This window comes from Staphylococcus sp. FSL W8-0305 (assembly GCF_037966415.1).
In the GTDB taxonomy this organism is placed as follows: Bacteria; Bacillota; Bacilli; order Staphylococcales; family Staphylococcaceae; genus Staphylococcus; species Staphylococcus aureus.
Genome location: NZ_CP150198.1, coordinates 1,537,323 through 1,560,730 on the forward strand (window position 1 = coordinate 1,537,323; position 23,408 = coordinate 1,560,730).

The window sequence follows — 23,408 nt, forward strand, 5'->3', positions numbered from 1 at the left end:
TAGTATGTACGTTTATTATCTTATCATTCACTGGATGTTTTTATCAGAAAAATGTTTAATTTAACGCTCATATTTTTAAAATTATACATGGTAGAAAAAAAGAGCAAGTTATCTCAAAAAGATAGCTCACTCTTTTAAATGACATTAATTAGTCATCGAAAGAATATAAAGGTGTTGATAAGTAGCGTTCACCATTACTCGGCAATACTGTTACTACTGTTTTACCTTTTCCTAATTCTTTTGCTTTTTGAATGGCAGCATAAATCGCAGCACCTGATGAAATACCTGCTAAAATACCTTCCTCTTTAGCAACTCGACGAGACATTTCCATCGCTGTATCATTTCCTACTTTAATAATACTGTCATAGATTTCTGTATTCAAAGTACCTGGAATAAATCCAGCACCTAAACCTTGTAATTTATGTGGACCTGGCTCACCACCGCTCAATACTGGAGAAGCCTCAGGCTCTATAGCAACAATTTCGATGTTAGGACATTCTTTTTTCAGAACTTTACCTACACCAGATAACGTACCGCCAGTACCAACACCAGCTAGGAACGCATCGATAGTTTTCCCTTCAAATTGTTGTAATAACTCAGGACCTGTAGTTAACTCATGAACTTCAGGGTTCGCAGGGTTTTCAAATTGTTGTGGCTCGAAGTAACCATGTTCTTCTTTTAATTCTTTAGCTTTTTTAATTGCACCTTTCATCGCTTCTGATCCAGGCGTTAAGACTAATTCCGCACCGTATGCTTTTAATAAATTACGACGCTCTTGGCTCATTGTTTCAGGCATAGTAAATACTGCTTTATATCCTTTAGCAGCACATACAAATGCTAAACCGATACCTGTATTACCACTAGTTGGTTCTACAATTGTATCGCCAGGTTTAATTTTGCCTTCTCGCTCTGCTTTTTCAATCATTGCTAAAGCAATTCTATCCTTTACAGAACCACCTGGATTTTGATATTCCAATTTTACATAAACATCTGCTGCATTGTCATCTACTACATTTCTCAATTTGACTACCGGTGTACCGCCAATAATTTGAGTAATATTATCTACTGGTTTTTGTGCCATTAAGAACACTCCTTTTTAGTTAGTTGTTGAAATCTTAGTTTATTTATCGGATATAGAATTATTTTATCAAATAAATTCTAGAAAGCAAACAAAATTACTAAGGATTATACAACTATTTAGTTCTACATTTCACTAAACCGCTAAAAATAAACATTTTAGCGTATTGATTTAAATTAAATTACGCTAAACTTTCTAGCAACACGTTTAATTCTTCTTCAGTATATTTATATTTATTTCCACAGAAATGACATACTGCTTCAGCACCATGATCTTCTTTGATCATATTTTGAATCTCAGCCTCGCCCAATCCTTTAATAGCATTTAAAAATTTCTCATGACTACAATTACATTCAAATTGAACAGGCATTTTCTCTAAAATTTGCACATGGTCTTCACCTAAGATTTCGTTTAGTAATCCTTCTGGCGTTAATCCTTGTTCAATTAATTTAGAAACTGGTGTCATTTCACTAATTGCTTTTTCTAATTTTGAAATTGTTTCATCTTTAGCACCTGGCATAACTTGAATGATAAATCCTCCTGCTGCTTTAATCGTATTATCAGGATTTACCAATACACCAAGACCTACCGATGAAGGTGTTTGTTCACTTGTAGCATAATAATAAGTAAAATCTTCACCAAGTTCTCCTGAAACAATTGGACTTGCTCCAGAGAAATAGTCTTTCATTCCAACGTCTTTAACAACCATAATAGATCCATTTGTCCCTACTGCTCGTCTTACATCAAGTTTACCTTGCTCATTTAATGGAAAATGAGTTTGTGGATGGTCTACATAAGCACGCACCTCGCCTTTAGCATTTGCATCGGCAATAATTCGTCCAATAGGTCCTTGGCCATCTACAGTGACTGTTAATTTTTGATCACCTTTCAACATTGCGCCCATCATAGCTGTTGCTGTCATTGTTCTTCCCATTGCAGCAGATGCTGTCGGCCATGTATAATGTCTCGTTTGTGCTTCTTGAACAGTTTCAGTTGTCAAAGCAGCATAAGCCCTAATCTCCCCATCAAATGCTAATGCTTTAACAATATAATCGTGTGTCATTATTTCAATCTCCTCTATTACTCTATATTTTAAAAATTACTTTACTTCATAAAATGCAACAATTGTACTTATTCTACACCCATCATTCTAAATAATGAAGCAACTTGTTTGATTATTAATTATTCGTGCCATAATGGGAGTGGGACAGAAATGATATTTTCAAAAAATTTATTTCGTCGTCCCACCCCAACTCGCATTGCCTGTAGAATTTCTTTTCGAAATTCTCTGTGTTGGGGCGCCTGACTAGAATTGAAAAAAGCTTGTTACTAGCGCTTTTTCGTTCAGTCAACTACTGCCAATATAACTTTGTAGAGCATTGAACATTGTTTTATGTCTCAGGCTCGTATTCCTTAAATCATAAAAGTACCTCTTTCTATAACTTTATCATAGAAAGAGGTACTGAATATAATCGATTATTTATTGTCTGGGTGATTTGGATCGTAAGGTTTTTCGATATTTGGGGCTTGTCGATGTGCTGGTTCATCTTTTTCATCAGATTTATCAGCTTCTTTTTTATCCTCAGCAATATCTTTTTCTTCTTTACGATCTTCACTTTCGTCACGTTGTCCATCTTCTAATTGCTCTTTACGAATCTCTTCATAAGATTTACCGAATTTACCATCATTAAATTCAGAATCTTCATCTTTAACAACTTTAGCTGCATCATAATCAATTTCAGGTAATTTACCTTCGTAGAATAATGATTGAATTTGTTCAGCAACTAATGTTTCTTCTGTTAATAATGTTTCAGCAATTAAAATTAATTGTTCTTTGTGCTCTAATAAAATTTGTTTACAACGTTCGTATTGTTCTTTAACGATTCGTTGAACTTCTTTATCAATTTCATATGCGATTTGGCTTGAATAATTAGGCTCACCTTGCATATCTTTACCTAAGAATACTTGACCATTGCTATGACCGAACTGTAATGGCCCTAATTTTTTACTCATACCATATTGCGTAACCATTGAGCGTGCGATTTGTGTTGCACGTTCGAAGTCATTTGAAGCACCTGTTGATACTTCGTTAAAGTTAATATCTTCTGATACACGTCCACCAAGTAAACCACAGATTTTATCTAATAACTCTTGTTCAGTCATTAAGAAACGATCTTGTTTAGGTAGCATCATTGCATAACCACCAGCTTGTCCACGTGGAACGATAGTAACTTTATGCACTACTTCTGCCTCATCAAGTACCATACCGATAATTGTATGACCAGCTTCGTGATGAGCAACAATATTACGTTCTTTCTTAGAAATAACTCGAGATTTCTTAGCAGGTCCGGCTATAACTCTATCCGTTGCCTCTTCGATATCTCTCATGTCAATTTTCTTTTTACCTTCACGTACAGCAATTAAAGATGCTTCATTTAATAAGTTTTCTAAATCAGCACCTGAGAAACCAGGTGTACGTTGTGAAATCGCTTTTAAATCAACCGTTTCATCAAGTGGTTTATTTTTAGCATGAACATGAAGAATTGCTTCACGGCCTTTCACATCTGGACGACCAACTTGAATTTGTCTATCAAAACGACCTGGACGTAATAAGGCTGGGTCAAGGATATCAGGACGGTTTGTAGCAGCTATCATAATGATACCTTCATTTTCACCGAATCCATCCATTTCAACTAATAATTGGTTTAGGGTTTGTTCACGTTCATCATGACCGCCACCAACACCTGCACCACGTTGACGACCAACAGCATCAATCTCATCGATAAAGATGATACAAGGCGCGTTTTTCTTAGCATTATCGAATAAGTCACGAACACGGCTCGCACCAACACCAACAAACATCTCTACAAAGTCTGAACCACTAATAGAGAAGAATGGTGCGCCTGCTTCACCTGCAACCGCTCTAGCAAGTAATGTTTTACCAGTACCTGGAGGTCCAACAAGTAAGACACCTTTAGGAATCCTAGATCCCATTTCTTTGAATTTTTTATTGTCTTTCAAGAAATCAACAATTTCAATTAATTCTTGTTTTTCTTCATCTGCCCCTGCTACATCAGAGAAACGAACACGACGTTTATTATTATCGTACATTTTTGCTTTAGATTTACCAAAGTTCATCATACGACCGCCACTACCGCCACCTTGTGCTTGGCTTAGGAAGAAAATAAATAATAACGCTATGACTACAACTGGAATTAATGTTGAAAGTATACTCACAAAGACACTTTGTTTTTCTTCTTCTTTAATCGTTAATTTTACACCGTTTTGCTTTTTAGCAGCATCAGTAATTTTTTGTAATTCTTTTTCGTTGTTATATAAAATAGTTGATGAATAGTCTTCATCATTTTTCGTTTTACCACTTACCATATAGACATTTTGTTGTGGTTGGATTTCTAAAGTTTTAAGGTCACCTTTTTCCAACTTCTCAGTAAATTGATTATATGTAAGCTGTTTCGGCATATTTCCATTACCGTTTAAATATGAAAATAGACCAAAAATAATAACGCCTATTATTACGATAACTAGCACATTGCGAAAAGCTTTCTGCATGCGTCATTTCCTCCTACTTCCCATAATAAAACTAACAAAAATTGTAACATATGACATGTTTTATAAGCTAGTAATTGAGCTTAACATCAATGTCATTCACACCCTGTGTTAGTTTTATCAATCTCTATATTTTTCAACTTTTTAAGACATATGTCTTGTCTAAAATTAAATATATATGAAATACATTTTTCATATTTTTGAGTCTACACTATTATTTCTCAAACGCATAGTAATAATAACTGAAATCGATTAAAAAATTAATTTGAATACACTTCAGGTTTTAACGTACCGATATATGGTAAGTTTCGGTATAATTCACGATAATCTAAACCGTAACCAACAACAAATTCATCTGGTATTTTTTTACCTACATACTTAGCTTCAATGTCCGCTTTACGACGGTTTGGTTTATCTAATAAAGTAACTATTTCTAATGAATTAACTTTTCTAGATTGTAATAATTCAGTAATTGACTTAAGTGTAGTACCAGTCTCTAAGATATCTTCAATAATTAATACGTCTTTATTTTCAATAGAAGAACCTAAATCTTTAATGATTTGAACTTCACCAGTTGACTCAGTGCCTCCGTGATAACTAGAAACATCCATGAAATCAATTGATAAATGGGTATCAATTCGTTTAATTAAATCTGACATAAACATTGCTGAGCCTTTTAAGATACCCACGCATACTAATGGTTTACCTTGATAATCCTTTGTTAATTGTGCTCCCAATTCCTTACAGATATTTTGAATATCTTCTTCAGTTAACAATACTTCTTTCAAATCATTATGCATAACGCTATTCATCTCCATTTTTACTAATTATAATCCATTGTTTTATTGTTTGTTGTTGATATAAATCTCCTACCGCAATAATGCGCTGTTGTTTATCCAATACGATTGGCATTTGATCCCGAACCCACTGTTGCACTTTACAATCTATAAACAGGCGATTTACTTTCTTATAACCATCGCGCCCATTCAGTTTAAATGTATCGCCACTTTGTCGTGTTCTCACTGTAAGCGGAAATAAACATTTTGGTAAATTAGAATGTATCTCTAATCGATATTTGTTAAAAATATAATTACCTGGCTTTTCAATAGTTTGAACTCTAAAATATGTATCGCCATTATTTTTAGCCATTATTATTAATTTACCATATGCGATTTGAATTATCCATTTATCCGTGAGATTAATACTGAATTGTGCTTTCTTACTACTAAATTGTTTAAACCACTCTTCGTATGTTTTAGCACTAATATTAAACAACTCATAATACTTTGATAATAGGCAATCCAACACAACCATCTTTAATGAGTTTGGCAAGTTATTAAAAGCTTGCCTAGAAACCTCTAAATATTTTGACTGTTCATCAAACTTCACAAATTCTTGAATAAATTGTTTAGCTGAATATTGCAAAATATCATATTGTTCATCATGCCATTGTTTTAATTTTAATAAATGCGATACTTTAAGTTGATTATTTTCATCAATAGCTGGAATAATTCTATTACGAATATCATTTCTAACATATTTGTTATCTTTATTAGATTCATCTTCAAAATATGGTATATGATATCTCTCTTGGAATTGTTTTATTTCTTTTTTAGAGACAGCTAAAAGTGGTCGATAAATCTGATAACCATTTCGCTTCGACAACTCATCAAATCCTAGTTTATTACGCGTTGATTTCCCATTAAAAATGCGATACATAATAGTTTCTAATTGATCGTCCAAATGATGCGCCGTTAGCAATACATCCGCTTCTAATACATTCATCATTTCATCAAACCATTCGTAACGTTTAATTCGAGCTTCATTCTGAATGCTGTTATTTCGATTGAGACTATGCGACAAATCCAACTTTTTGATATGTAAATCGATGTGATGACGTTCGCAGTATGCTTCTAAAAATCTGGCTTCCTCGATTGAAGCTGACCTAACGCCATGATTGACATGTAAACATGTTAGTTTTCTATAACTATCTTTATAATCATTTAGTAGTTGATACAATAAACACATACTATCAATACCTGTAGAAACAGCGACAACAATATGGTCATCAACATGCCAACCATTACTATTTAACTGCATAACATCACCTCACTTTTACAATTTTCAAAAATGGTATAAGTCTTAGTTATATCATTACAAATAAAAGAGACTGCTCCTTATTTAAGAAACAGTCTTAGATTGTCTAACGCTGCAATCGATTATTCGATACGCATCATTCTAAATATATTCCTTATCGAAACAGTCTTTATTTATTTTAATTAACGTCTAGAACCTTTGCCACCGCGTCTAGATTCTGTTTGACGTTTGATTGAAGTTAATTTATCTTCACTATCTTTTAAGAAATTGCTTAATTTCTTTTCAAAATCTTCGGCTTTTTGCACTGGTTTTTGATGACTTGGTTTACTCGTATGTTGTCTACGTGGACGGTCTTTAGCTTTCTTTATTGAAAGACTAATTTTTCCATCATCAGCAATAGATAATACTTTTACGTCTACTTCATCACCAACAGAAAGGTGCTCTTCTACGTTTTCAACATAATTATCTGCGACTTCACTAATGTGAACTAAACCACTTTTTCCTTCAGGTAATTCTACGAATGCACCAAACTTTTTAATACCAGTGACTTTACCTTTAAGCTTATTTCCAACTTCGATTGACATATGTTAAATAAATCCTCCCGATTTGATTCGATTTTCCCTTATTATATCCTTGTTTGGATTTTTTCACAATGTCTATACTCGGATAATTTTGAATCAATTTGGATTTATTTTTTCGAAGATTTTGAGCTAGACGAATCTTTGTCTTCTGGCAACCTAAAAATCACTTCACCTTTGTTGCTTAAGTAATAATCATCACGCGCAATTTTTTCAATATAATCTTTGTCATTCAGATTATTCAACTTTTCTTTTAACGCAATTTCTTCATTTTGTTGCTTTTGAAACTGTGCTTCTTTCGCTTTTCGCTCCTGTGCATCAATATCATTGCGATGTTTTTGGACAACAAGCAAGATTGATAAAACAACAATTATCGCAAGTAATACACCCGCAAATACTGTAATACGCCTACGAACAACACGCATTTTCATTTTTTGACGTTGTTTTTTCTTGTTCTCTTGCGACGTGTACTGATTTTCTATATGTTCTACTTTATTTTTCATTGCTTGTCACCTCCAATTTACGCTTCTTCAAGTCGACGCTCTTCAATGATTTCATACATGCCCTTCGCGTTATCTTTAGATGCATGTTCATTTAATGCAGTTACTTTAACTGTTACTAATTTTTGACCAAAGCGAATCGTCAGCACATCTTCAACTTTAACATCCGATCCAGCTTTAGCAACATTACCATTTATTGTAATTCTACCTTGATCACTTACCTCTTTTGCTAGCGTACGTCGCTTTATTAACCGTGATACTTTTAAATATTTATCTAATCTCATGTATTACTCTCCCCTTTTTCTAGCCACTGCTTTAACGCGGCCTCATCAAATGACTTATCCTTCGTCTTCTCATATAAATTTAAAAAATGCTCTGCAAATACTTTTTCAAATTTAACTCTTGGCTGTTTACCTTCAGCATCTTTCGCCTTAGACCAAATTTCTTTTAAGTCATCGATAGTTTCAGCATTAGCATCACCAAATATGTGTGGGTGTCTACGAATCATTTTAGCATTAAGACTTGTAATCACTTCTTTAATGTCGATATACCCTTCTTTTTTACCAATACTAGTATGCAATAACACTTGTAATAAAATATCTCCTAGTTCTTCAATCATATGCCAATCATCTTCATTGTCAATAGCTTCGAACAATTCGAATGTTTCTTCAAGTAAATAACGCTTAAGTGTTTCATGCGTTTGCACTTTATCCCATGGACAACCTTTATTTTCATCAACTAAAGTATCAATCACTTCCGTTGCAAAATCAAAGTCATGATACAAATATGTCGGTGTTGTGATTTTTGGTACGAATACACTCGTCAAATTATTGAATGCATTTTCATCATGATCCAATTCATATAATGGGCATGTCACAACGTTATCCGCACCATCGCTTCGTGCACCAGTGACAATTTGAACAGGATAATCATCAGGATATCGTTCCATTAAAGTGATTTTCAAATTAGCAGCAATCATTGAACTATAAACTTGCGTAATCAATGTATGCGTTCTAACATTAAGTGTTACTTCTTGTAATGATGTCGCATCTAACAGTGTGAAGCCATCATTTGGATCTACATTAACTGCTTCAAACACATCATCAATAAAGCTTTTCCCACCTAAAACTTTCACATCTATATCAGTATTGTCCTTTGCTAAAGCCAGTAATTTCACTGTAGTTGTCTCAGCAACTCTAGGATGACCCGGAACCGCATAGACAATATCTTTTTCATTAGCAGCTTCAACCAATTGCGCCACAATATCATTATAGACATCTTCAAATTGGTCATGTGCTTCATAAACATGGTCAAAACTCTGAAATGTTAATTCATCTTGCAACGATTCTATAACTGGATGATCTAACGTTCTTGCATAAACTTTATCTTGTGTCATTAAAAATTTATATATCCCTAGCGGCAAATCATCAATGCCATAGTTTCCTAAGCCAACAATCGTAATGGTATGTTCCATCAACGTCTTCCTTTCTTAATTTGATACAACTTTGAACCAAATGGTAAATAAGTTAACTCTTTATATGTCAAAACATTAAATCTAAAAATATAGAAAAACAATGCAATGATACCTAATACTGCTGCACATAATAATTCAATGAGTCCAGTGATTCTACCGTGTGTTGTCACTATGTTTAACACGCATTGAACAACAATCGACATAAATACCATACCTAAAACAACATTGATAAAAAATCGTCTCATCGCATGTAAATGGTATTTTCTCGTGACAGCAATATGGATAATCGTACCGAATATAATTAATGATACAACAGTACTAATGCTCGCACCAATAATGCCACTTAAACGAATCAAAATGATATTAAGTATAAATTTAATAACCAATCCTGCCGTCATACCGACAAAAATTGGTCTCACAGCATGTTGAGCTTGTAATAATGCCATATCCATCATAATTAACGATACACAAATAACCGTAATCATATAAACGCTTAACGTTAAGGTTAAATCATTCGTCTTAAAAAATACACCGTTCATTAAAGGCAATAAATTAATTAATCCTATTCCCGCTGCTGTACTTATTAAAATCGTAATCTTTAATGACGCATTTGCATAACGATTCATAAGTACCTGATTATTCATTTTGATTGCGTCACTTAACAGAGGAATGAGCGCAAAACTAAATGTTGTAGTTACAATCAATCCCATCTGAATAAATGATGCACCACGGTCATAGACTCCTTTTTCAGTTATAGCAACATCGAATGGCACGCGTATCGCTTGAAGTGACTTAATAATAGTAACACTATCAATCACTTGCCATAAAATTACGATTAATTGACTGATAGCGAAAATCAAAACCGAAAGTGCGAACTGTTTCCAAACAATCTTTGCAGTGTTATTTACCATTTTAAACTTAAAAGGTCGGTGCGCTACTAAATAAATTGAAGAACCTAAAAAACCTATCGTTGATGCTAAAATAGCAATTGTACCCGCTTCATATATCGTCCAACCTCTATCTACAAAAATAACAATAGTAACAATGATAATACCTACTCGTATAACTTGTTCTATAACCTGGGAAATAGCCGGAACTGTCATATTATTTGCAGATTGATAATAACCTCTTAACACGCCAAGCATACCTATAAATATAAAGCTTAAACTTGCAGCTTGAATCATAGGTGTTAAATGGCTATCACCCATCATATGTGCAATATTGTTCGCAAACACAAAAATAGCAATAAATAATAACATACCAACTAATTGTATATAAGCGACTGCTTTTGCATATGCTTCGTCACTATGATACTTCCCTATATTTTGTGTAATTGCACTAGGAATGGCATTCATCGATAATATCATTCCTAATGCTACAATTGGATACACTTGTTGATATGCATACAAACCTGTATCGCCTAATATATTTTGATATGGAATTCGATATACAGCACTCAGAATTTTAATGACAATTAATGCAGCAGTTAACACGACAACGCCATTAAATGCTTCTTTATGCTTCATCACTGATTCTCATACTTTCTTCAATGCACTTAACTAAAAACTTCAAACTATCAAGCCATTGATTTTGTTTCGTTAAAGTAATTGTCATTGCATTATTTTGAACACCAACCTTCATTGTTCTACCTAAAGGTTGTGTTGCTTTGAACAGCACTTCGCCATCAATATTTTCAGTGGCTTTTACAGATAAATGAATATCAATTATTTTCCCTTTATCTTTAATCAACGTGATACCTGAATGTAATGCGTGTACTTTTATTTCCACTATATCAAGCAAACGTGCTACTTCAACAGGATAATCATTGAAACGATCAATTAATTCATCTTTTATGTCGATAATTTGATCAAATGTTTCAGTTTTTCTTAGCTTTTTATAAATTTCAATTTTAGCTTGTTCATTTGCAATATATTCTGTTGGCAAATATGCATCCAAGTTTAAATCAACTTCGACTTCTGGCACCTCAGATTCTGGTTCCTTAATACCACGTTTTTCATTTACAGCTTCTTCTAACATTTGACTGTACAAATCAAATCCAACTGTATCAATAAAGCCGTGCTGTTGTTTACCTAACAAATTACCAGCACCACGAATGTTCAAATCACGCATCGCAATCTTAAATCCTGAGCCTAACTCCGTAAATTCTTTAATCGCTTGTAATCGATCTTCTGCAGTCTCAGTTAGTACCTTATTTGCTGGATGTAAGAAGTATGCATAACCAATACGACTTGAACGACCAACACGACCTCTTAATTGATACAACTGACTCAATCCAAAGCGATCTGCATCTTCAATGATCAAAGTATTTGCATTTGGGACATCGACACCTGTTTCAATAATCGTCGTCGTTACTAAAATATCATATTCATTATTGATAAAACTTAACATCGTTTCTTCTAAATCGCGCTCTGTCATTTGTCCATGAGCAACTGCAATGTTAGCATCTGGCATTAACATCTGGAGTTGTTCTCGTTTTTCATAAATGGATTGCACTTTATTATAAAGATAAAATACTTGGCCATCACGGGATAGTTCTCTTTCTAAAGCTTCTTTGATAAAACTCATGTTCTGTTCTAATACATATGTTTGAACTGGGAAACGATTTTCTGGCGGCGTTTCAATCACTGACAAATCGCGCACACCTAGCATACTCATATGCAATGTTCTAGGTATTGGGGTTGCAGTCAATGTTAGTACATCTACATTATGTTTTAATGTTTTAATACGCTCTTTATGGCGTACACCAAATCGTTGTTCTTCATCTACAATCAACAGCCCTAAATCTTTATACTGTATATCTTTACTAAGTAATTTGTGTGTACCAACAACTATGTCAACAAACCCAGTTTTAAGTCCTTCCTTAGTTTGTTTTATCTCTTTTGGCGTTCTAAAACGACTCATTAATTGAATTTCAACAGGAAAATCTTGCATACGCTCAATTAACGTCTCATAATGTTGCTGAGCTAAAATAGTTGTAGGAACTAAAAATGCAACCTGCTTTCCTTCCATTACAGCTTTGAATGCTGCTCTCACTGCAACTTCAGTTTTACCATAACCAACATCACCACATAGCAAGCGATCCATTGGACGCGATTTTTGCATGTCATCTTTAATTTCATCGATAGATTTCGCTTGGTCAGGCGTAAGTTCATATGGAAAATCTAATTCAAATGTTGTTTGCTCAGCTGTGTCTTCCCCATATTGATAACCTTCTGCCATTTCTCTTTCTTTATATAAATCAATCAACTCTTCAGCAATATCTTCAACACTTTGTTGAACTTTAGCTTTTGTTTTTTTCCATTCACTGCCACCGAGTTTATTTAATTTTGGCGTCTTATCTTCCGAAGCTACATATTTTTGAACTTGATCCATTTGATCTACTGGAACAAATAGTTGATCCGTACCTTTATATTGCAATTTAATATAATCACGATGTATTTGCCCTACTTCGAGCGTCTCAACACCTAAATATCTACCAACACCATGATGCACATGAACAATATAATCTCCCACATTTAAATCTTGGTAAGACTTAATTTTTTCAGCATTTGAGATAGCTTTCGTACGTTTTCGTTGCTTTTTCTGTTTTGATTTAAAAAGCTCACGTTCAGTAATGACAACTAATCCCATATCAGGTAGTTCAAATCCTTCAGATAAACTGCCTTCAATAATCACTGCTTGCCCCGATGACATTGAGCGATGCAATTTTGTTATTGATGGAATATGCATTTCACTTAACATCGCTTGCATACGTTCAACTTTAGTTTCGGTTTCGACCAAAACCACGATATGATAATTTTGATTAACATATCGTTGAAATTCAGAACGCATAATGTCATATTGCCCATAAAATTGTTGGACAGGTTTACATGAAAATTTAATAATATGATTTAGTTTTATCGGCATTGTTGTAGCGAATAATGAAAAATAAGTGACAGGATAGCCTTCAATCAATGTTTCAAAATCATCATATTTTATAAAACTTTGTCCTATAAATCCATTACCACTTTCAATAACGTTGCTAATAAACGAATCAGACTCTACTGTTAAACTTTCTTCAGTTTCTTTAATACGATTAAATTCATCAACCGCAATGATTGCATCTTTTTGGAAATAATCAATAATTGTCGAAGGTGTTTCATACATAAACGCTACTAAACGACGTAGTATTTGATGATCAAAGTATGTACTTTCGAATAATTTAAAGCTTTCATACATTTCTTTCAGATCATTGCGCACTGATTTATCTATTTTGGGTCTTGTATTTTCATATGCAGTTTTTAACTCTTCTTTAAGATGGCTGATTACTTCTTCAGTAATGATATAATCACTTGCAGTTGTGATATCGACTTCTTCAATATTATCTTTGGAACGCTGCGTTTCAACATCAAAATCCCGAATAGAATCAATTTCGGTATCAAATAGCTCAATTCTGATTGGTTCCCCAATTAGCGGAAAGATATCGATAATACCTCCTCGCAATGAGAATTCACCAATATGCGATACCACAGATTCCCGCTTGTACCCCATATTAACTAATTTGTTAAGAAATTGGTCCACATCGATATCCTCACCAACACGCAATGTCATTTGGTGATTTTGCCACATTTCAACAGGAGTTAACCACTTTTTCAAACCATTTAAAGGAACGATAAATAACCCTTTCTTACCTTGAGCTAACGCAGTTAAAGTTCTAATACGTTCACTCATCAGTTGAGGGCTTTGTGTTGAAAACTCTTCGGTCATAATATCTTGCACAGGATACTTATACAATTCTTCAGCATCTACAAATTGAAGTAAATCTGTTTCTAATTTATCTGCTTGGTATAAATTATTGGTAATTAATAATAACTGTTGATTACTTTGTGCATATTTTTCAGCAATCATCGTCACTTTAGCTGACGGGGAAAGACCAGTTACTAGTGTGTTTGCTTGTCCAAATACCTGATTAAGGTCTTGAAAATGATTATCTTCTTTTATAAGCGTTGTCAATATTGTCATTATTTCACTTCACCATTAAATTCATTCATAACATGGTCAAATCGTGATGTTTCAACAAACTTTTCAATTGCGCGTGCTGCGTGTTCGATAACTTTTTCCATCGTTACCATTTCATCATTTGAAAAGCGTTGTAAAACATAATCAGGTACCGTCATACCATTCGTTGGTCTTCCCACACCAATACGAATACGTTTAAATTGGTCTGTACCAAGCATTTTAATAATTGATTTCATACCATTGTGACCGCCCGCACTTCCTTTTTGTCTTAAGCGAACTTGTCCTTGTTCTAAATCCAAATCATCATATAAGACAATTAAATCTTCTGGATTAACATTGTAATAATCCATAATCGGTGCAACTGCTTCACCTGACAAATTCATCATTGTCATTGGTTCGATGAATAACACTTTATCTCCGTTCATTCGTTCAATTGTATATGCACCTTTAAACTTTTGTTTATCTAATGAAAAATTATTTTTCTCTAAAATATAATCAACGACTTCAAAGCCGATATTATGTCTTGTAAGTTCAAAACGTTTACCTATATTACCTAGACCTACAATACATTTCATGCGTGTTTACCTCCAACATAATTGTTTCATTTATTATTATAATGACAACATCTATTTTCCGCCATTGCCATCAATTATCATTATTCTTTAGATTAGTAAGTATGTATTTTAAAATCAAGTACATTAAAATTTTTATGATGTATCATTGTTGAGTTTAATGTCTTTTACTCACTAAAATTAATTTAACTTTAGTACAAAGCAATAAAGTTTAATTAAGCTTTATAATAACACAAAAAGCACCATGCTTATATTAAAATAAGCACAGTGCTTGTTTAACAAAGTATAAAAACTTTATGGTAATCAGTTAAACTTACTCTTCAGTTTTCTCTTCGTCTTCTTTGCTTTCGCCAACAACTTCTGGTTCTTCAGTTTGTTGTTCGCCTTCCATAGCTTCGATTTCTTCTTCAGTTGGTTCTTCAGTTGGAGCAACTACTGTTACTACTGATTCAGCTGAATCGTTTTCGATTTTGAAGTCGCCAGTTACTTTAACATCAGCAACAGTTAAGCTGTCGTTAATGTTTAATTCAGTAATGTCTACTTCGATTGCTTCTGGAATATTGTCTGGAGTAGCAGTTACTTCTAAGTTGAATAATGGTTGTTCAACTACGCCGCCTTCTTTAGCGCCTACTGCTTCACCAACTAATTGAACTGGTACTTCAACAGTACGTTCTTCACTCATATTGATTGCTAAGAAGTCAATGTGAGTAATTTGGTTTTTAAGTGGATCGAATTGGTAGTCTGCAACCATAACTTTGATAGTTTTAGAACCAACGCCTAATTCGATAACACCGTTACGACCTACTTCACGGATAACTTTGATGAATTCTACTTCATCAACTTTAACTGACACGTTTTTAGTACCGTAACCGTATACTACTGCTGGTACTTTACCAGATTTTCTTAATTGTTTAAGATCTGAACGTGTTTGTTTACCTTGACGGATGATTGACTTTAATGAAGCCATTCTCATTTCCACCTTTCATTTTTGCTCAAAACGAGCACCTCACTTACCCATCAACATCATCGTTGCTTGCAAGTGTTTATTTATTCGTATAATCACGAACGAAACTATTATACACGTTTGGAATATGTTCGTCAAACGCCTTTTAAATATTAGTCAAATAATACGCTAACTGATTCTCTTTCGTATACACGAATGATAGCTTGTGCGATTAAACCAGCAACAGATAATTCTTTAGTGTTAGATGGTTTGCGATCTTCATCTAAATGAATTGAGTTTGTTACGATTAATTCTTTTATAGCAGAATTTTCGATACGTTCTTTAGCCGGTCCTGATAAAACAGGGTGTGTACAACAAGCATATACTTCTTTAGCATCTTTATCTTTTAATGCTTGTGCAGCTAAAGTGATTGTACCTGCTGTATCAATAATATCGTCAATAATAATTGCCGTACGTCCTTCAATCTCACCAACAATGTTCATCACTTCAGCAACATTTGGTCTAGGACGACGTTTATCTATAATTGCAATTGGAGTTTTTAAAATGTCAGCTAATTTACGTGCACGTGTAACACCGCCATGGTCTGGCGAAACAACGACACATTCTTCTGGGTTAATATTCGGATCATCTTTGAAATGTTTAGCAAGAATTGGCACACCCATTAAGTGGTCAATTGGAATATCAAAGAATCCTTGAATTTGTGGTGCATGTAAGTCTAACGCAATCATACGAGTTGCGCCAGCTGTTTCGATTAAGTTTGCAACTAATTTAGCAGTGATTGGCTCACGGCTACGGGCTTTTCTATCTTGTCTTGCATATCCATAATATGGCACTACAATATTGATTGTTGCTGCAGAAGCACGTTTACAAGCATCAATCATAATTAATAATTCCATTAAATGTAGATTCACAGGATATGATGTTGGTTGAATAATAAATACGTCACAACCACGAATACTCTCTTCGATATTAATTTGAATTTCTCCATCACTAAAACGTTTAACTGAACATTTACCTAGTTCAATTCCTACTTGGTCAGCAACTTCTTGCGCTAATGCTTCGTTTCCTTTCAATGAAAAAATCTTTAATGACGAATTCTTATATTCATTATTTAACATTTATAGTCCTCCAATTATTTACTTACGCAATTACTATTATATATAAAATGTAACTCCATTACTATGCGAATCATTAAATCATAAAGATTACATTAATATTACATAGGATTATCCTTTTATCCTAGCCATTTTAAATACGTAAATGATTATTTCCTATATCCTTCTTTTGTTGTTTGTCTTGCTCTTGCCACAGCTAAACTGTCATTTGGTACGTCATCTGTGATTGTGGAACCAGCTGCCACCAATACATCATCACCAATTGTTACAGGTGCTACTAAATTAACATTGCAACCTACAAATGAATCTTTGCCGACGATAGTTTTAAATTTATTTTCACCATCATAGTTAACTGTAATCGTTCCGCAACCAATATTAGTACGTTCGCCAATTACAGCATCGCCAATATAACTTAAATGTGAAACCTTGGCACCATCTTTAAGATCTGCTTTTTTAATTTCTACAAAATTTCCAACCTTAACATCTGCACCTAATTGCGCGCCTGGTCTCAATTGCGCAAACGGTCCGACCTTAGTATTCGCTCCTACGCTAGCATCATTAACAACAGACTGTTGAATACATGCACCATTTTCAATCGTACTATTGTTAATTTCAGAGTACTGACCAATAACAACATCTTCGCCAATTTCTGTACGACCATTAATTCGTACGCCTGGTTCAATGACTGTATCACTACCAATTGTAACGTCTGGACCAATATAAGTGCTGTCAGGATCGATGATTGTCACACCATTTAGCATGTGATAATGATTCGTACGACGTTGCATCGCATTCTCAGCCTGACTAAGCATTACACGATCATTTACACCCATGATTTCTTCAACATCATTGGTACGATAGACTTCTACGATGCCGCCATCATTTAAAATTAACGACAATACATCAGGGAGGTAATATTCACCTTGCGCATTATCATTTTTCACTTGTGTTAATTTTTCAAACAACGTTTTATTATTAAACGCAAAAATACCTGAACTAATTTCATTAATATCCTTTTCAGCTTGCGTTGCATCTTTCTCTTCAACTATGCGTTCTAAACGACCTGACGCATTTCGAACGATTCTTCCGTATCCATATGGTTGTTGAATCGATGCAGATAATACAGTTGCTTGAGCATTAGCATCCTCGTGATGCGCAATCAATGTTTCTAATGTTTCCTTTGTGATGAGCGGTGTGTCACCACATACAACGATCGTCGTACCTTCCTTGTCTTCTAAGTGTGATTTCGCCATTTGCACTGCATGCGCAGTACCGAGTTGTTCCTCTTGAAAACTGTATAAAGAACGCTCGCCTAAATGTCCTTTTACACTTTCAGCACCATGTCCTACGATGGTTACAACTTGATCGACACCAGAGCCTTTCACACTTTCCAATACATGTTCGACCATAGGTTTTCCAGCAACCTCGTGTAGCACTTTATACTTTTTAGATTTCATTCTTGTGCCTTTACCTGCTGCCAAAATTATCGCGTGTCTTCGCATGAACATTAACCCCCATTAAATTTTACACTTCGTCATTATTATAATTTAATCTGCAATACTCTTTCAACATATAAAAGGCATTGTTTTTAATTCGTTGTAATTTTAAAAACAACTTTTTCCTTACTTCAAAAATACGAGCATCATTCAAACGCAATTTTTATCAGCAATGTATCAATAATTTTCATATCATCATAATCTGTTAACATATATATTTATTAGCCTTTCATTTCATAAAATTAATATTAATACAAACTAAAAAAACTGCCGACAAAGCTTTATGCTTTATCGACAGTATCAAATCAACTTATTGCAAATGTATTACATCGCTAAATATAAAATTGATTAAGCTTCTTCTGAATCTTCTGATGTAGCGTTTTTATCTGGTACTACTTCATCTATTTCATCATATACTTTCATCACTGCATCTTGAATTTCTTGTCTCATATCTGAATTAATAGGATGCGCGATGTCGCGGAATTCACCATCTGGTGTACGTTTACTTGGCATTGCAACGAACAAGCCAGAGTTTCCTTCAATTACACGTAAATCATGAATTACGAAAGCTTCATCTAATGTAATGGAAACGAGTGCTTTCATTCGTCCATCTGTTTGTATTTTTCTAAGTCTTACATCTGTCACTTTCATGTAGTGAGCCCCCCTATAGTATATCTCTCTCTGTTTTATTTAGAAGCTTGATTAAACATATTAATCGAAAATTATAATTCCTTAATTTTACTTACTAATTCAATTTCTACTTTCACATCTTTTGGCAAACGCGCAACCTCTACACAACTACGCGCTGGCTTGTGTTCATTAAAATATTGACCATACACTTCATTTATTTTTTGGAAATCATTCATATCTTTAATGAAAATGGTCGCTTTCGCAACAGAATTCAAATCAGATCCTGCTTCTTCCAAAACAACCTTTAAATTTTCTAAAACTTGTTTTGTTTGTGCTTGAACATCAGCGCTTACGATTTTCCCATCAACATTCAATGGAATTTGACCAGAAGTATAAACCATACCATTCACAACTGTTGCATGCGAATATGGTCCAAGTGCTTCCGGTAATCTTGTTGTGTTAATGATTTTCATAATACTAAAACTCCTTTTATGAAAACTTAGATAAACTGTTGCCAGGTTCTACGTTAAACTCTTGATTATATTCATCTACATCAGATAATTTCACTAAGGAAGTATAATCTTCAATCAATCTTTGTTTAACTTCTTTTGATTCTACAAGTACTGATACCCCTTTTACATGGGCTTTAAACTCATTCATTAAATTCATAACACCATTGATAGAGCCACCAGCCCTCATAAAATCATCGACAACTAAAACATTTGAATTTTCTGCTAAAGTTCTCTTCGAAAGTACCATTGTCTCTATTTTTCTTGAAGATCCTGAAACGTAATTAATTGAAACTGTAGAACCTTCAGTCACCTTGTTGTCTTTTCTAATCACTACTACTGGTAAATTTAAAATATTAGCAACCGCATTTGCCAATGAAATACCTTTTGTCGCAATGGTAACAACAGCATCTAATTTTTCTTCCATGTAAATACTGGCAATTAACTTACCAACTTTGTTTAGTAGCGATGGATTACCTACCAAATCTGATAAAAATAAATACCCGCCAGGTAACAAACGTTCTTTCTCTTCTAATAGAGTAATGACCTCATTAACAACTTCAGTCGCCTCTTCTTTACTCATCATTGGTTTATACGTAACACCACCACTTGCGCCAGCAGTAGTAATTACTGTACCTAACTTTTCTTTTTGGAATGTATTTTTTATAATTTGGACATCTTCACTTATTGAAGACTTCGCCTGTTTAAATTTTTTCACAAAAAAAGTTAATGGAATCAATTTATTCGGATGGTTCATCAAATATTGCGTCATAAAAACAATTCTCTCGCTTCGTTTATATCTCATCTTTTCAACCCTTCTATCCTAATAGTCTAACTAAGTACACTTCATTACAACAACCGTTAACTGCATTATAAATATTTTTTGCTTGGCTTTCTTTTTGTGCTAGCCCATACACAGTCGGTCCGCTTCCACTCATTAACGCACCATCTGCACCACTTTTCAACATATTGTTTTTTAATTTATCGATTTGTGGGTGTTTTGAAACAGAAATTGGCTCTAATCGATTAGACAAACTTTGACATAATTGTTGATAATCTCGATTTTCTAAGGCCTCATAACACATTTTCGTATGTACGTCGTAACGCTTATCTAAATTAATCAACTTAAATATATCTGGTGATGATATGCCTAAGTTTGGTTTAGCAAGAATCACCCAAGCTGAAGGTGGTTTATTTAAAAACTCGATTTTTTCTCCTTTTCCAGTACATAGTGCAGTTTTATTATAAATACAAAACGGAATATCTGTCCCGATTTTACTGCCTAGTAGAGCCAATTCTTCCAAACTCGCCCCTATATTAAAAAGTCGATTCAATCCTCTTAACGTTGCTGCTGCATCAGCCGAACCTCCAGCTAAGCCAGCAGAAACAGGTATTTCTTTATCGATAGAAATTGTTACACCTTGCTTTAGTTGATATTGCTCAATAAATAGTTGCGCTGCACGATATGCGAGATTTTTATGATTAGAAGGCACATAATTATGTTCAATCTCAACAACTATCTTTCGATCTTTTCTTTTATGAAAAGTTAAACGATCATTTAAATCAACTGTTGTCATTATCATTTCAATCTCATGATAGCCATCATTTCTTTTAAAAAGTGTATCGAGCGTAAAATTAATTTTGGCTGGTGCCGTTTCATATATCATTTTTGCGCCCTCTTTTCGTTATCTTAATATGATGATTTTAACATAAAGAGAATTAATATTTGACATTTTAATTTGTTTTTTAGTGTTTTTTTAATAAAAAAGTAATTTTCTCCATCTAATTACTTAGTATTTACTTGTATTTGTGTTTATAAATACAATTATCCATTTACTGAAAAATCTATAAGCGAAACATCAGTGTTAAACATTTTGTAAATAAAAAGAGTATTGAACATAATGCCCAACACTCAAATAATTATCATAATATTTACTTCTTATACTAAGAAACGTCTAACATCTCTATATGTCTTATTTAGTGTGCAATTGATTCGTGATGATTATCCTCTTCAAATGAAACTTGAACATTTTCAGTTAACACATCAGTGTATGTATAAGATACTCTCTCAAAGTTGTGTTTGTCTTGATCTAACTCAACAATGAAAACTGACGGATATGTTTCTTTTAAAATTCCAGAACGTTTTATTGTTTTCTTACGGCCTCCATTGGCTTTCAGTACAATACGATTTCCTACATGACAATCAATAGAATTTTTGATGTCCAAAATTGATTTTGGCATATTGCTCCACCTCGCTACAAGTTACATAATACCATATTTGCAGCGTTTTCGTCAAACAAAATTTAAATTTTAACAATAGTGCTTTGCTTTGTCAATCATTTAATTTTCTAATTGAGGGAATTTTTTCTTTTCTTCATACAATTTAGCAAAATCTTGAATAGATAGCGTTTCACCGCGACGTCTTGGATCAATACCCGCTTGTTCTAACCATTGTATAATCACTTCTTTGTGTTGTTTACCATCTTTAAAATAATTTTGATAGTTATTGTTAATTGTCTTTCTTCTTTGTGCAAATGCTGCTTTTGCTAACTTAAAGAATGCTTCCTCGTTATCTACTGTTACTAACGGTTCAGTTCTCTGCATCAGTTTTACAACTATTGAATCAACATTAGGTGGTGGCATAAATACAGATTTAGGTACCGTTAATACTTTACTAGTCTCTGTATAGTATTGTACGACAATTGATAATGAACCATATGCTTTTGAACCTATTTCAGCATTTAAGCGTTCGCCCACTTCTTTTTGCATCATCACCACGTAGCCATCAATTGGTATATCTTGTTGCATTAAATTTAATAAAATTGGCGTCGTAATATAGTACGGCAGGTTTGCAACAACCATTATTTTTTCGCAATCTTGTAAATGATTTTCAACAGCTTCTTTAATATTCGCTTTTAAAATATCTTCATTAATCACCGTCACATTATCATAAGGTGATAGTGTATCATTTAATACCGGTATTAATCGTTGATCAATTTCAAATGCCAATACTCTTTTAGCATGTCTGGCCAATTGTTCTGTCAACGACCCCATACCTGGACCAATTTCAATCACCCCAGTTTGTGCATCAATATCACTTGCATCAATGATATTATTAATGATATTCACATCTATTAAAAAGTTCTGTCCTAAACTTTTTTTAAAATTAAAGCCATATTTATCTAACAACGCTCGCGTTCTTGATGGTGTTGCAATATCTTTATTATCCAACATTTTCACTTCCTCATTCATCTTCTAAAGCTTGCCTTACATCCGCTTCGGTATAACCAAATGCATTTAACTTTTTCAATAACTGCTTACCATTGGAATGGCCGATTCGCAATTTTCTACTTAAAATTTCTCTACGGCGCCTTGCATCTTTCCCAACGATTAACCCCAACTCTATTAGCACAGATTTATCAATTGATTCATAAGCTTCATCAAAGGGTGAACTAACATGCATTAACGCTTCTTTAATATCAATTAAGTCGGCATGTTCAACACCAATTTTCCCTTTTTTATTTTTAGCTTTTTCTCTATCAATATACGCATGTTTAACACCTTTGACATGTTCAGTAATTGTACTTCTAATTTTATCTCCTGGGAAATCTGGATCTGTTAATACAATAACGCCTCGACTTTGTTGAGCATTTCTAATTACTTCTAAAGTTTGTTCGTTGATGGCACTACCATTCGTTTCAATCGTATCACATTCAACAGCTCGTTTAACACGCTCAGTATCATCTCGTCCTTCTACAACTATAAACTCATTGATTTTCATTTAAAACGCCTTCCTACAATTCTTAATT

At 33.7% G+C, this 23,408-nt stretch carries 23 protein-coding genes; all 23 read right to left on the bottom strand.

What is annotated here, in order from left to right; translation table 11 throughout:
• Positions 1-148: 148 nt before the first annotated feature.
• On the bottom strand, positions 149-1,081 hold the full coding sequence (gene cysK / locus NST10_RS07600) for a cysteine synthase A (RefSeq protein WP_339209253.1): 933 nt from the start codon (positions 1,079-1,081) through the stop codon (positions 149-151).
• A 178-nt stretch (positions 1,082-1,259) separates the two neighbouring features.
• Entirely contained in the window at positions 1,260-2,141 is an 882-nt protein-coding gene (hslO, locus tag NST10_RS07605) for an Hsp33 family molecular chaperone HslO (protein ID WP_000148605.1), read from the bottom strand.
• Positions 2,142-2,554: 413 nt separating this feature from the next.
• The gene (ftsH, locus tag NST10_RS07610) at positions 2,555-4,648 is read right to left on the bottom strand and encodes an ATP-dependent zinc metalloprotease FtsH (RefSeq protein ID WP_001167888.1); all 2,094 of its coding nucleotides are present in this window, start codon (positions 4,646-4,648) and stop codon (positions 2,555-2,557) included.
• A 257-nt stretch (positions 4,649-4,905) separates the two neighbouring features.
• Complete coding sequence (gene hpt / locus NST10_RS07615; RefSeq protein WP_000551283.1) at positions 4,906-5,445, bottom strand: hypoxanthine phosphoribosyltransferase; 540 nt, start codon at positions 5,443-5,445, stop codon at positions 4,906-4,908.
• A 4-nt stretch (positions 5,446-5,449) separates the two neighbouring features.
• Positions 5,450-6,745, bottom strand: coding sequence for a tRNA lysidine(34) synthetase TilS (gene tilS, locus NST10_RS07620; RefSeq protein ID WP_001176721.1), 1,296 nt, complete (start codon positions 6,743-6,745; stop codon positions 5,450-5,452).
• Positions 6,746-6,924: 179 nt separating this feature from the next.
• Positions 6,925-7,326 carry a S1 domain-containing RNA-binding protein gene (locus tag NST10_RS07625; protein WP_000021445.1) on the bottom strand — a complete coding sequence of 134 codons (402 nt, stop codon included), beginning with the start codon at positions 7,324-7,326 and terminating at the stop codon, positions 6,925-6,927.
• A gap of 104 nt (positions 7,327-7,430) precedes the next feature.
• The gene (gene divIC, locus NST10_RS07630; protein ID WP_000792417.1) at positions 7,431-7,823 is read right to left on the bottom strand and encodes a cell division protein DivIC; all 393 of its coding nucleotides are present in this window, start codon (positions 7,821-7,823) and stop codon (positions 7,431-7,433) included.
• A 17-nt stretch (positions 7,824-7,840) separates the two neighbouring features.
• Positions 7,841-8,104: an RNA-binding S4 domain-containing protein gene (locus NST10_RS07635; protein WP_001234988.1), complete on the bottom strand. Its 264-nt coding sequence runs from the start codon at positions 8,102-8,104 to the stop codon at positions 7,841-7,843.
• Positions 8,101-9,294: a MazG nucleotide pyrophosphohydrolase domain-containing protein gene (locus tag NST10_RS07640; protein ID WP_303661757.1), complete on the bottom strand. Its 1,194-nt coding sequence runs from the start codon at positions 9,292-9,294 to the stop codon at positions 8,101-8,103. The genes NST10_RS07635 and NST10_RS07640 overlap by 4 nt, the downstream gene beginning before the upstream one ends.
• The gene (locus NST10_RS07645; protein WP_000680751.1) at positions 9,294-10,820 is read right to left on the bottom strand and encodes a polysaccharide biosynthesis protein; all 1,527 of its coding nucleotides are present in this window, start codon (positions 10,818-10,820) and stop codon (positions 9,294-9,296) included. Before NST10_RS07645 ends, NST10_RS07640 begins: the two co-directional genes overlap by 1 nt.
• Positions 10,810-14,316 carry a transcription-repair coupling factor gene (gene mfd / locus NST10_RS07650; protein ID WP_339209274.1) on the bottom strand — a complete coding sequence of 1,169 codons (3,507 nt, stop codon included), beginning with the start codon at positions 14,314-14,316 and terminating at the stop codon, positions 10,810-10,812. The genes NST10_RS07645 and mfd overlap by 11 nt, the downstream gene beginning before the upstream one ends.
• A complete protein-coding gene (gene pth, locus NST10_RS07655) occupies positions 14,316-14,888 on the bottom strand; it encodes an aminoacyl-tRNA hydrolase (RefSeq protein WP_000649791.1) in 573 nt (190 codons plus the stop codon). The genes mfd and pth overlap by 1 nt, the downstream gene beginning before the upstream one ends.
• 310 nt (positions 14,889-15,198) lie before the next feature.
• Entirely contained in the window at positions 15,199-15,852 is a 654-nt protein-coding gene (locus NST10_RS07660; protein ID WP_000157650.1) for a 50S ribosomal protein L25/general stress protein Ctc, read from the bottom strand.
• A gap of 149 nt (positions 15,853-16,001) precedes the next feature.
• Positions 16,002-16,967 (bottom strand): ribose-phosphate diphosphokinase, encoded by a 966-nt coding sequence (locus NST10_RS07665; protein ID WP_000933773.1) that lies wholly within the window; start codon positions 16,965-16,967, stop codon positions 16,002-16,004.
• 146 nt (positions 16,968-17,113) lie between these two features.
• Positions 17,114-18,466, bottom strand: coding sequence for a bifunctional UDP-N-acetylglucosamine diphosphorylase/glucosamine-1-phosphate N-acetyltransferase GlmU (gene glmU, locus NST10_RS07670; protein ID WP_001252534.1), 1,353 nt, complete (start codon positions 18,464-18,466; stop codon positions 17,114-17,116).
• A 22-nt stretch (positions 18,467-18,488) separates the two neighbouring features.
• Positions 18,489-18,620, bottom strand: a complete 132-nt coding sequence (locus tag NST10_RS07675) for a hypothetical protein (RefSeq protein WP_001789654.1) — start codon at positions 18,618-18,620, stop codon at positions 18,489-18,491.
• Positions 18,621-18,808: 188 nt separating this feature from the next.
• Complete coding sequence (gene spoVG / locus NST10_RS07680) at positions 18,809-19,111, bottom strand: septation regulator SpoVG (RefSeq protein ID WP_000868996.1); 303 nt, start codon at positions 19,109-19,111, stop codon at positions 18,809-18,811.
• Between the two features lie 71 nt (positions 19,112-19,182).
• A complete protein-coding gene (locus NST10_RS07685; protein ID WP_000691774.1) occupies positions 19,183-19,563 on the bottom strand; it encodes a RidA family protein in 381 nt (126 codons plus the stop codon).
• A gap of 16 nt (positions 19,564-19,579) precedes the next feature.
• Entirely contained in the window at positions 19,580-20,404 is an 825-nt protein-coding gene (purR, locus tag NST10_RS07690) for a pur operon repressor (RefSeq protein ID WP_001269643.1), read from the bottom strand.
• Between the two features lie 13 nt (positions 20,405-20,417).
• The gene (gene ispE / locus NST10_RS07695; RefSeq protein WP_000638875.1) at positions 20,418-21,266 is read right to left on the bottom strand and encodes a 4-(cytidine 5'-diphospho)-2-C-methyl-D-erythritol kinase; all 849 of its coding nucleotides are present in this window, start codon (positions 21,264-21,266) and stop codon (positions 20,418-20,420) included.
• A gap of 310 nt (positions 21,267-21,576) precedes the next feature.
• The gene (locus tag NST10_RS07700) at positions 21,577-21,840 is read right to left on the bottom strand and encodes a Veg family protein (protein WP_001126664.1); all 264 of its coding nucleotides are present in this window, start codon (positions 21,838-21,840) and stop codon (positions 21,577-21,579) included.
• 99 nt (positions 21,841-21,939) lie between these two features.
• Entirely contained in the window at positions 21,940-22,833 is an 894-nt protein-coding gene (rsmA, locus tag NST10_RS07705) for a 16S rRNA (adenine(1518)-N(6)/adenine(1519)-N(6))-dimethyltransferase RsmA (protein WP_000886499.1), read from the bottom strand.
• A gap of 10 nt (positions 22,834-22,843) precedes the next feature.
• Positions 22,844-23,380, bottom strand: a complete 537-nt coding sequence (gene rnmV / locus NST10_RS07710) for a ribonuclease M5 (protein ID WP_000700080.1) — start codon at positions 23,378-23,380, stop codon at positions 22,844-22,846.
• Positions 23,381-23,408: the final 28 nt, after the last annotated feature.

Excerpts from the sequence above, each read along its gene's own strand:
- cysK (WP_339209253.1), bottom strand. The coding sequence starts at position 1,081 with ATGGCACAAAAACCAGTAGATAATATTACTCAAATTATTGGCGGTACA.
- hslO (WP_000148605.1), bottom strand. The coding sequence starts at position 2,141 with ATGACACACGATTATATTGTTAAAGCATTAGCATTTGATGGGGAGATT.
- ftsH (WP_001167888.1), bottom strand. The coding sequence starts at position 4,648 with ATGCAGAAAGCTTTTCGCAATGTGCTAGTTATCGTAATAATAGGCGTT.
- hpt (WP_000551283.1), bottom strand. The coding sequence starts at position 5,445 with ATGCATAATGATTTGAAAGAAGTATTGTTAACTGAAGAAGATATTCAA.
- tilS (WP_001176721.1), bottom strand. The coding sequence starts at position 6,745 with ATGCAGTTAAATAGTAATGGTTGGCATGTTGATGACCATATTGTTGTC.
- NST10_RS07625 (WP_000021445.1), bottom strand. The coding sequence starts at position 7,326 with ATGTCAATCGAAGTTGGAAATAAGCTTAAAGGTAAAGTCACTGGTATT.
- divIC (WP_000792417.1), bottom strand. The coding sequence starts at position 7,823 with ATGAAAAATAAAGTAGAACATATAGAAAATCAGTACACGTCGCAAGAG.
- NST10_RS07635 (WP_001234988.1), bottom strand. The coding sequence starts at position 8,104 with ATGAGATTAGATAAATATTTAAAAGTATCACGGTTAATAAAGCGACGT.
- NST10_RS07640 (WP_303661757.1), bottom strand. The coding sequence starts at position 9,294 with ATGGAACATACCATTACGATTGTTGGCTTAGGAAACTATGGCATTGAT.
- NST10_RS07645 (WP_000680751.1), bottom strand. The coding sequence starts at position 10,820 with ATGAAGCATAAAGAAGCATTTAATGGCGTTGTCGTGTTAACTGCTGCA.
- mfd (WP_339209274.1), bottom strand. The coding sequence starts at position 14,316 with ATGACAATATTGACAACGCTTATAAAAGAAGATAATCATTTTCAAGAC.
- pth (WP_000649791.1), bottom strand. The coding sequence starts at position 14,888 with ATGAAATGTATTGTAGGTCTAGGTAATATAGGTAAACGTTTTGAACTT.
- NST10_RS07660 (WP_000157650.1), bottom strand. The coding sequence starts at position 15,852 with ATGGCTTCATTAAAGTCAATCATCCGTCAAGGTAAACAAACACGTTCA.
- NST10_RS07665 (WP_000933773.1), bottom strand. The coding sequence starts at position 16,967 with ATGTTAAATAATGAATATAAGAATTCGTCATTAAAGATTTTTTCATTG.
- glmU (WP_001252534.1), bottom strand. The coding sequence starts at position 18,466 with ATGCGAAGACACGCGATAATTTTGGCAGCAGGTAAAGGCACAAGAATG.
- spoVG (WP_000868996.1), bottom strand. The coding sequence starts at position 19,111 with ATGAAAGTGACAGATGTAAGACTTAGAAAAATACAAACAGATGGACGA.
- NST10_RS07685 (WP_000691774.1), bottom strand. The coding sequence starts at position 19,563 with ATGAAAATCATTAACACAACAAGATTACCGGAAGCACTTGGACCATAT.
- purR (WP_001269643.1), bottom strand. The coding sequence starts at position 20,404 with ATGAGATATAAACGAAGCGAGAGAATTGTTTTTATGACGCAATATTTG.
- ispE (WP_000638875.1), bottom strand. The coding sequence starts at position 21,266 with ATGATATATGAAACGGCACCAGCCAAAATTAATTTTACGCTCGATACA.
- NST10_RS07700 (WP_001126664.1), bottom strand. The coding sequence starts at position 21,840 with ATGCCAAAATCAATTTTGGACATCAAAAATTCTATTGATTGTCATGTA.
- rsmA (WP_000886499.1), bottom strand. The coding sequence starts at position 22,833 with ATGTTGGATAATAAAGATATTGCAACACCATCAAGAACGCGAGCGTTG.
- rnmV (WP_000700080.1), bottom strand. The coding sequence starts at position 23,380 with ATGAAAATCAATGAGTTTATAGTTGTAGAAGGACGAGATGATACTGAG.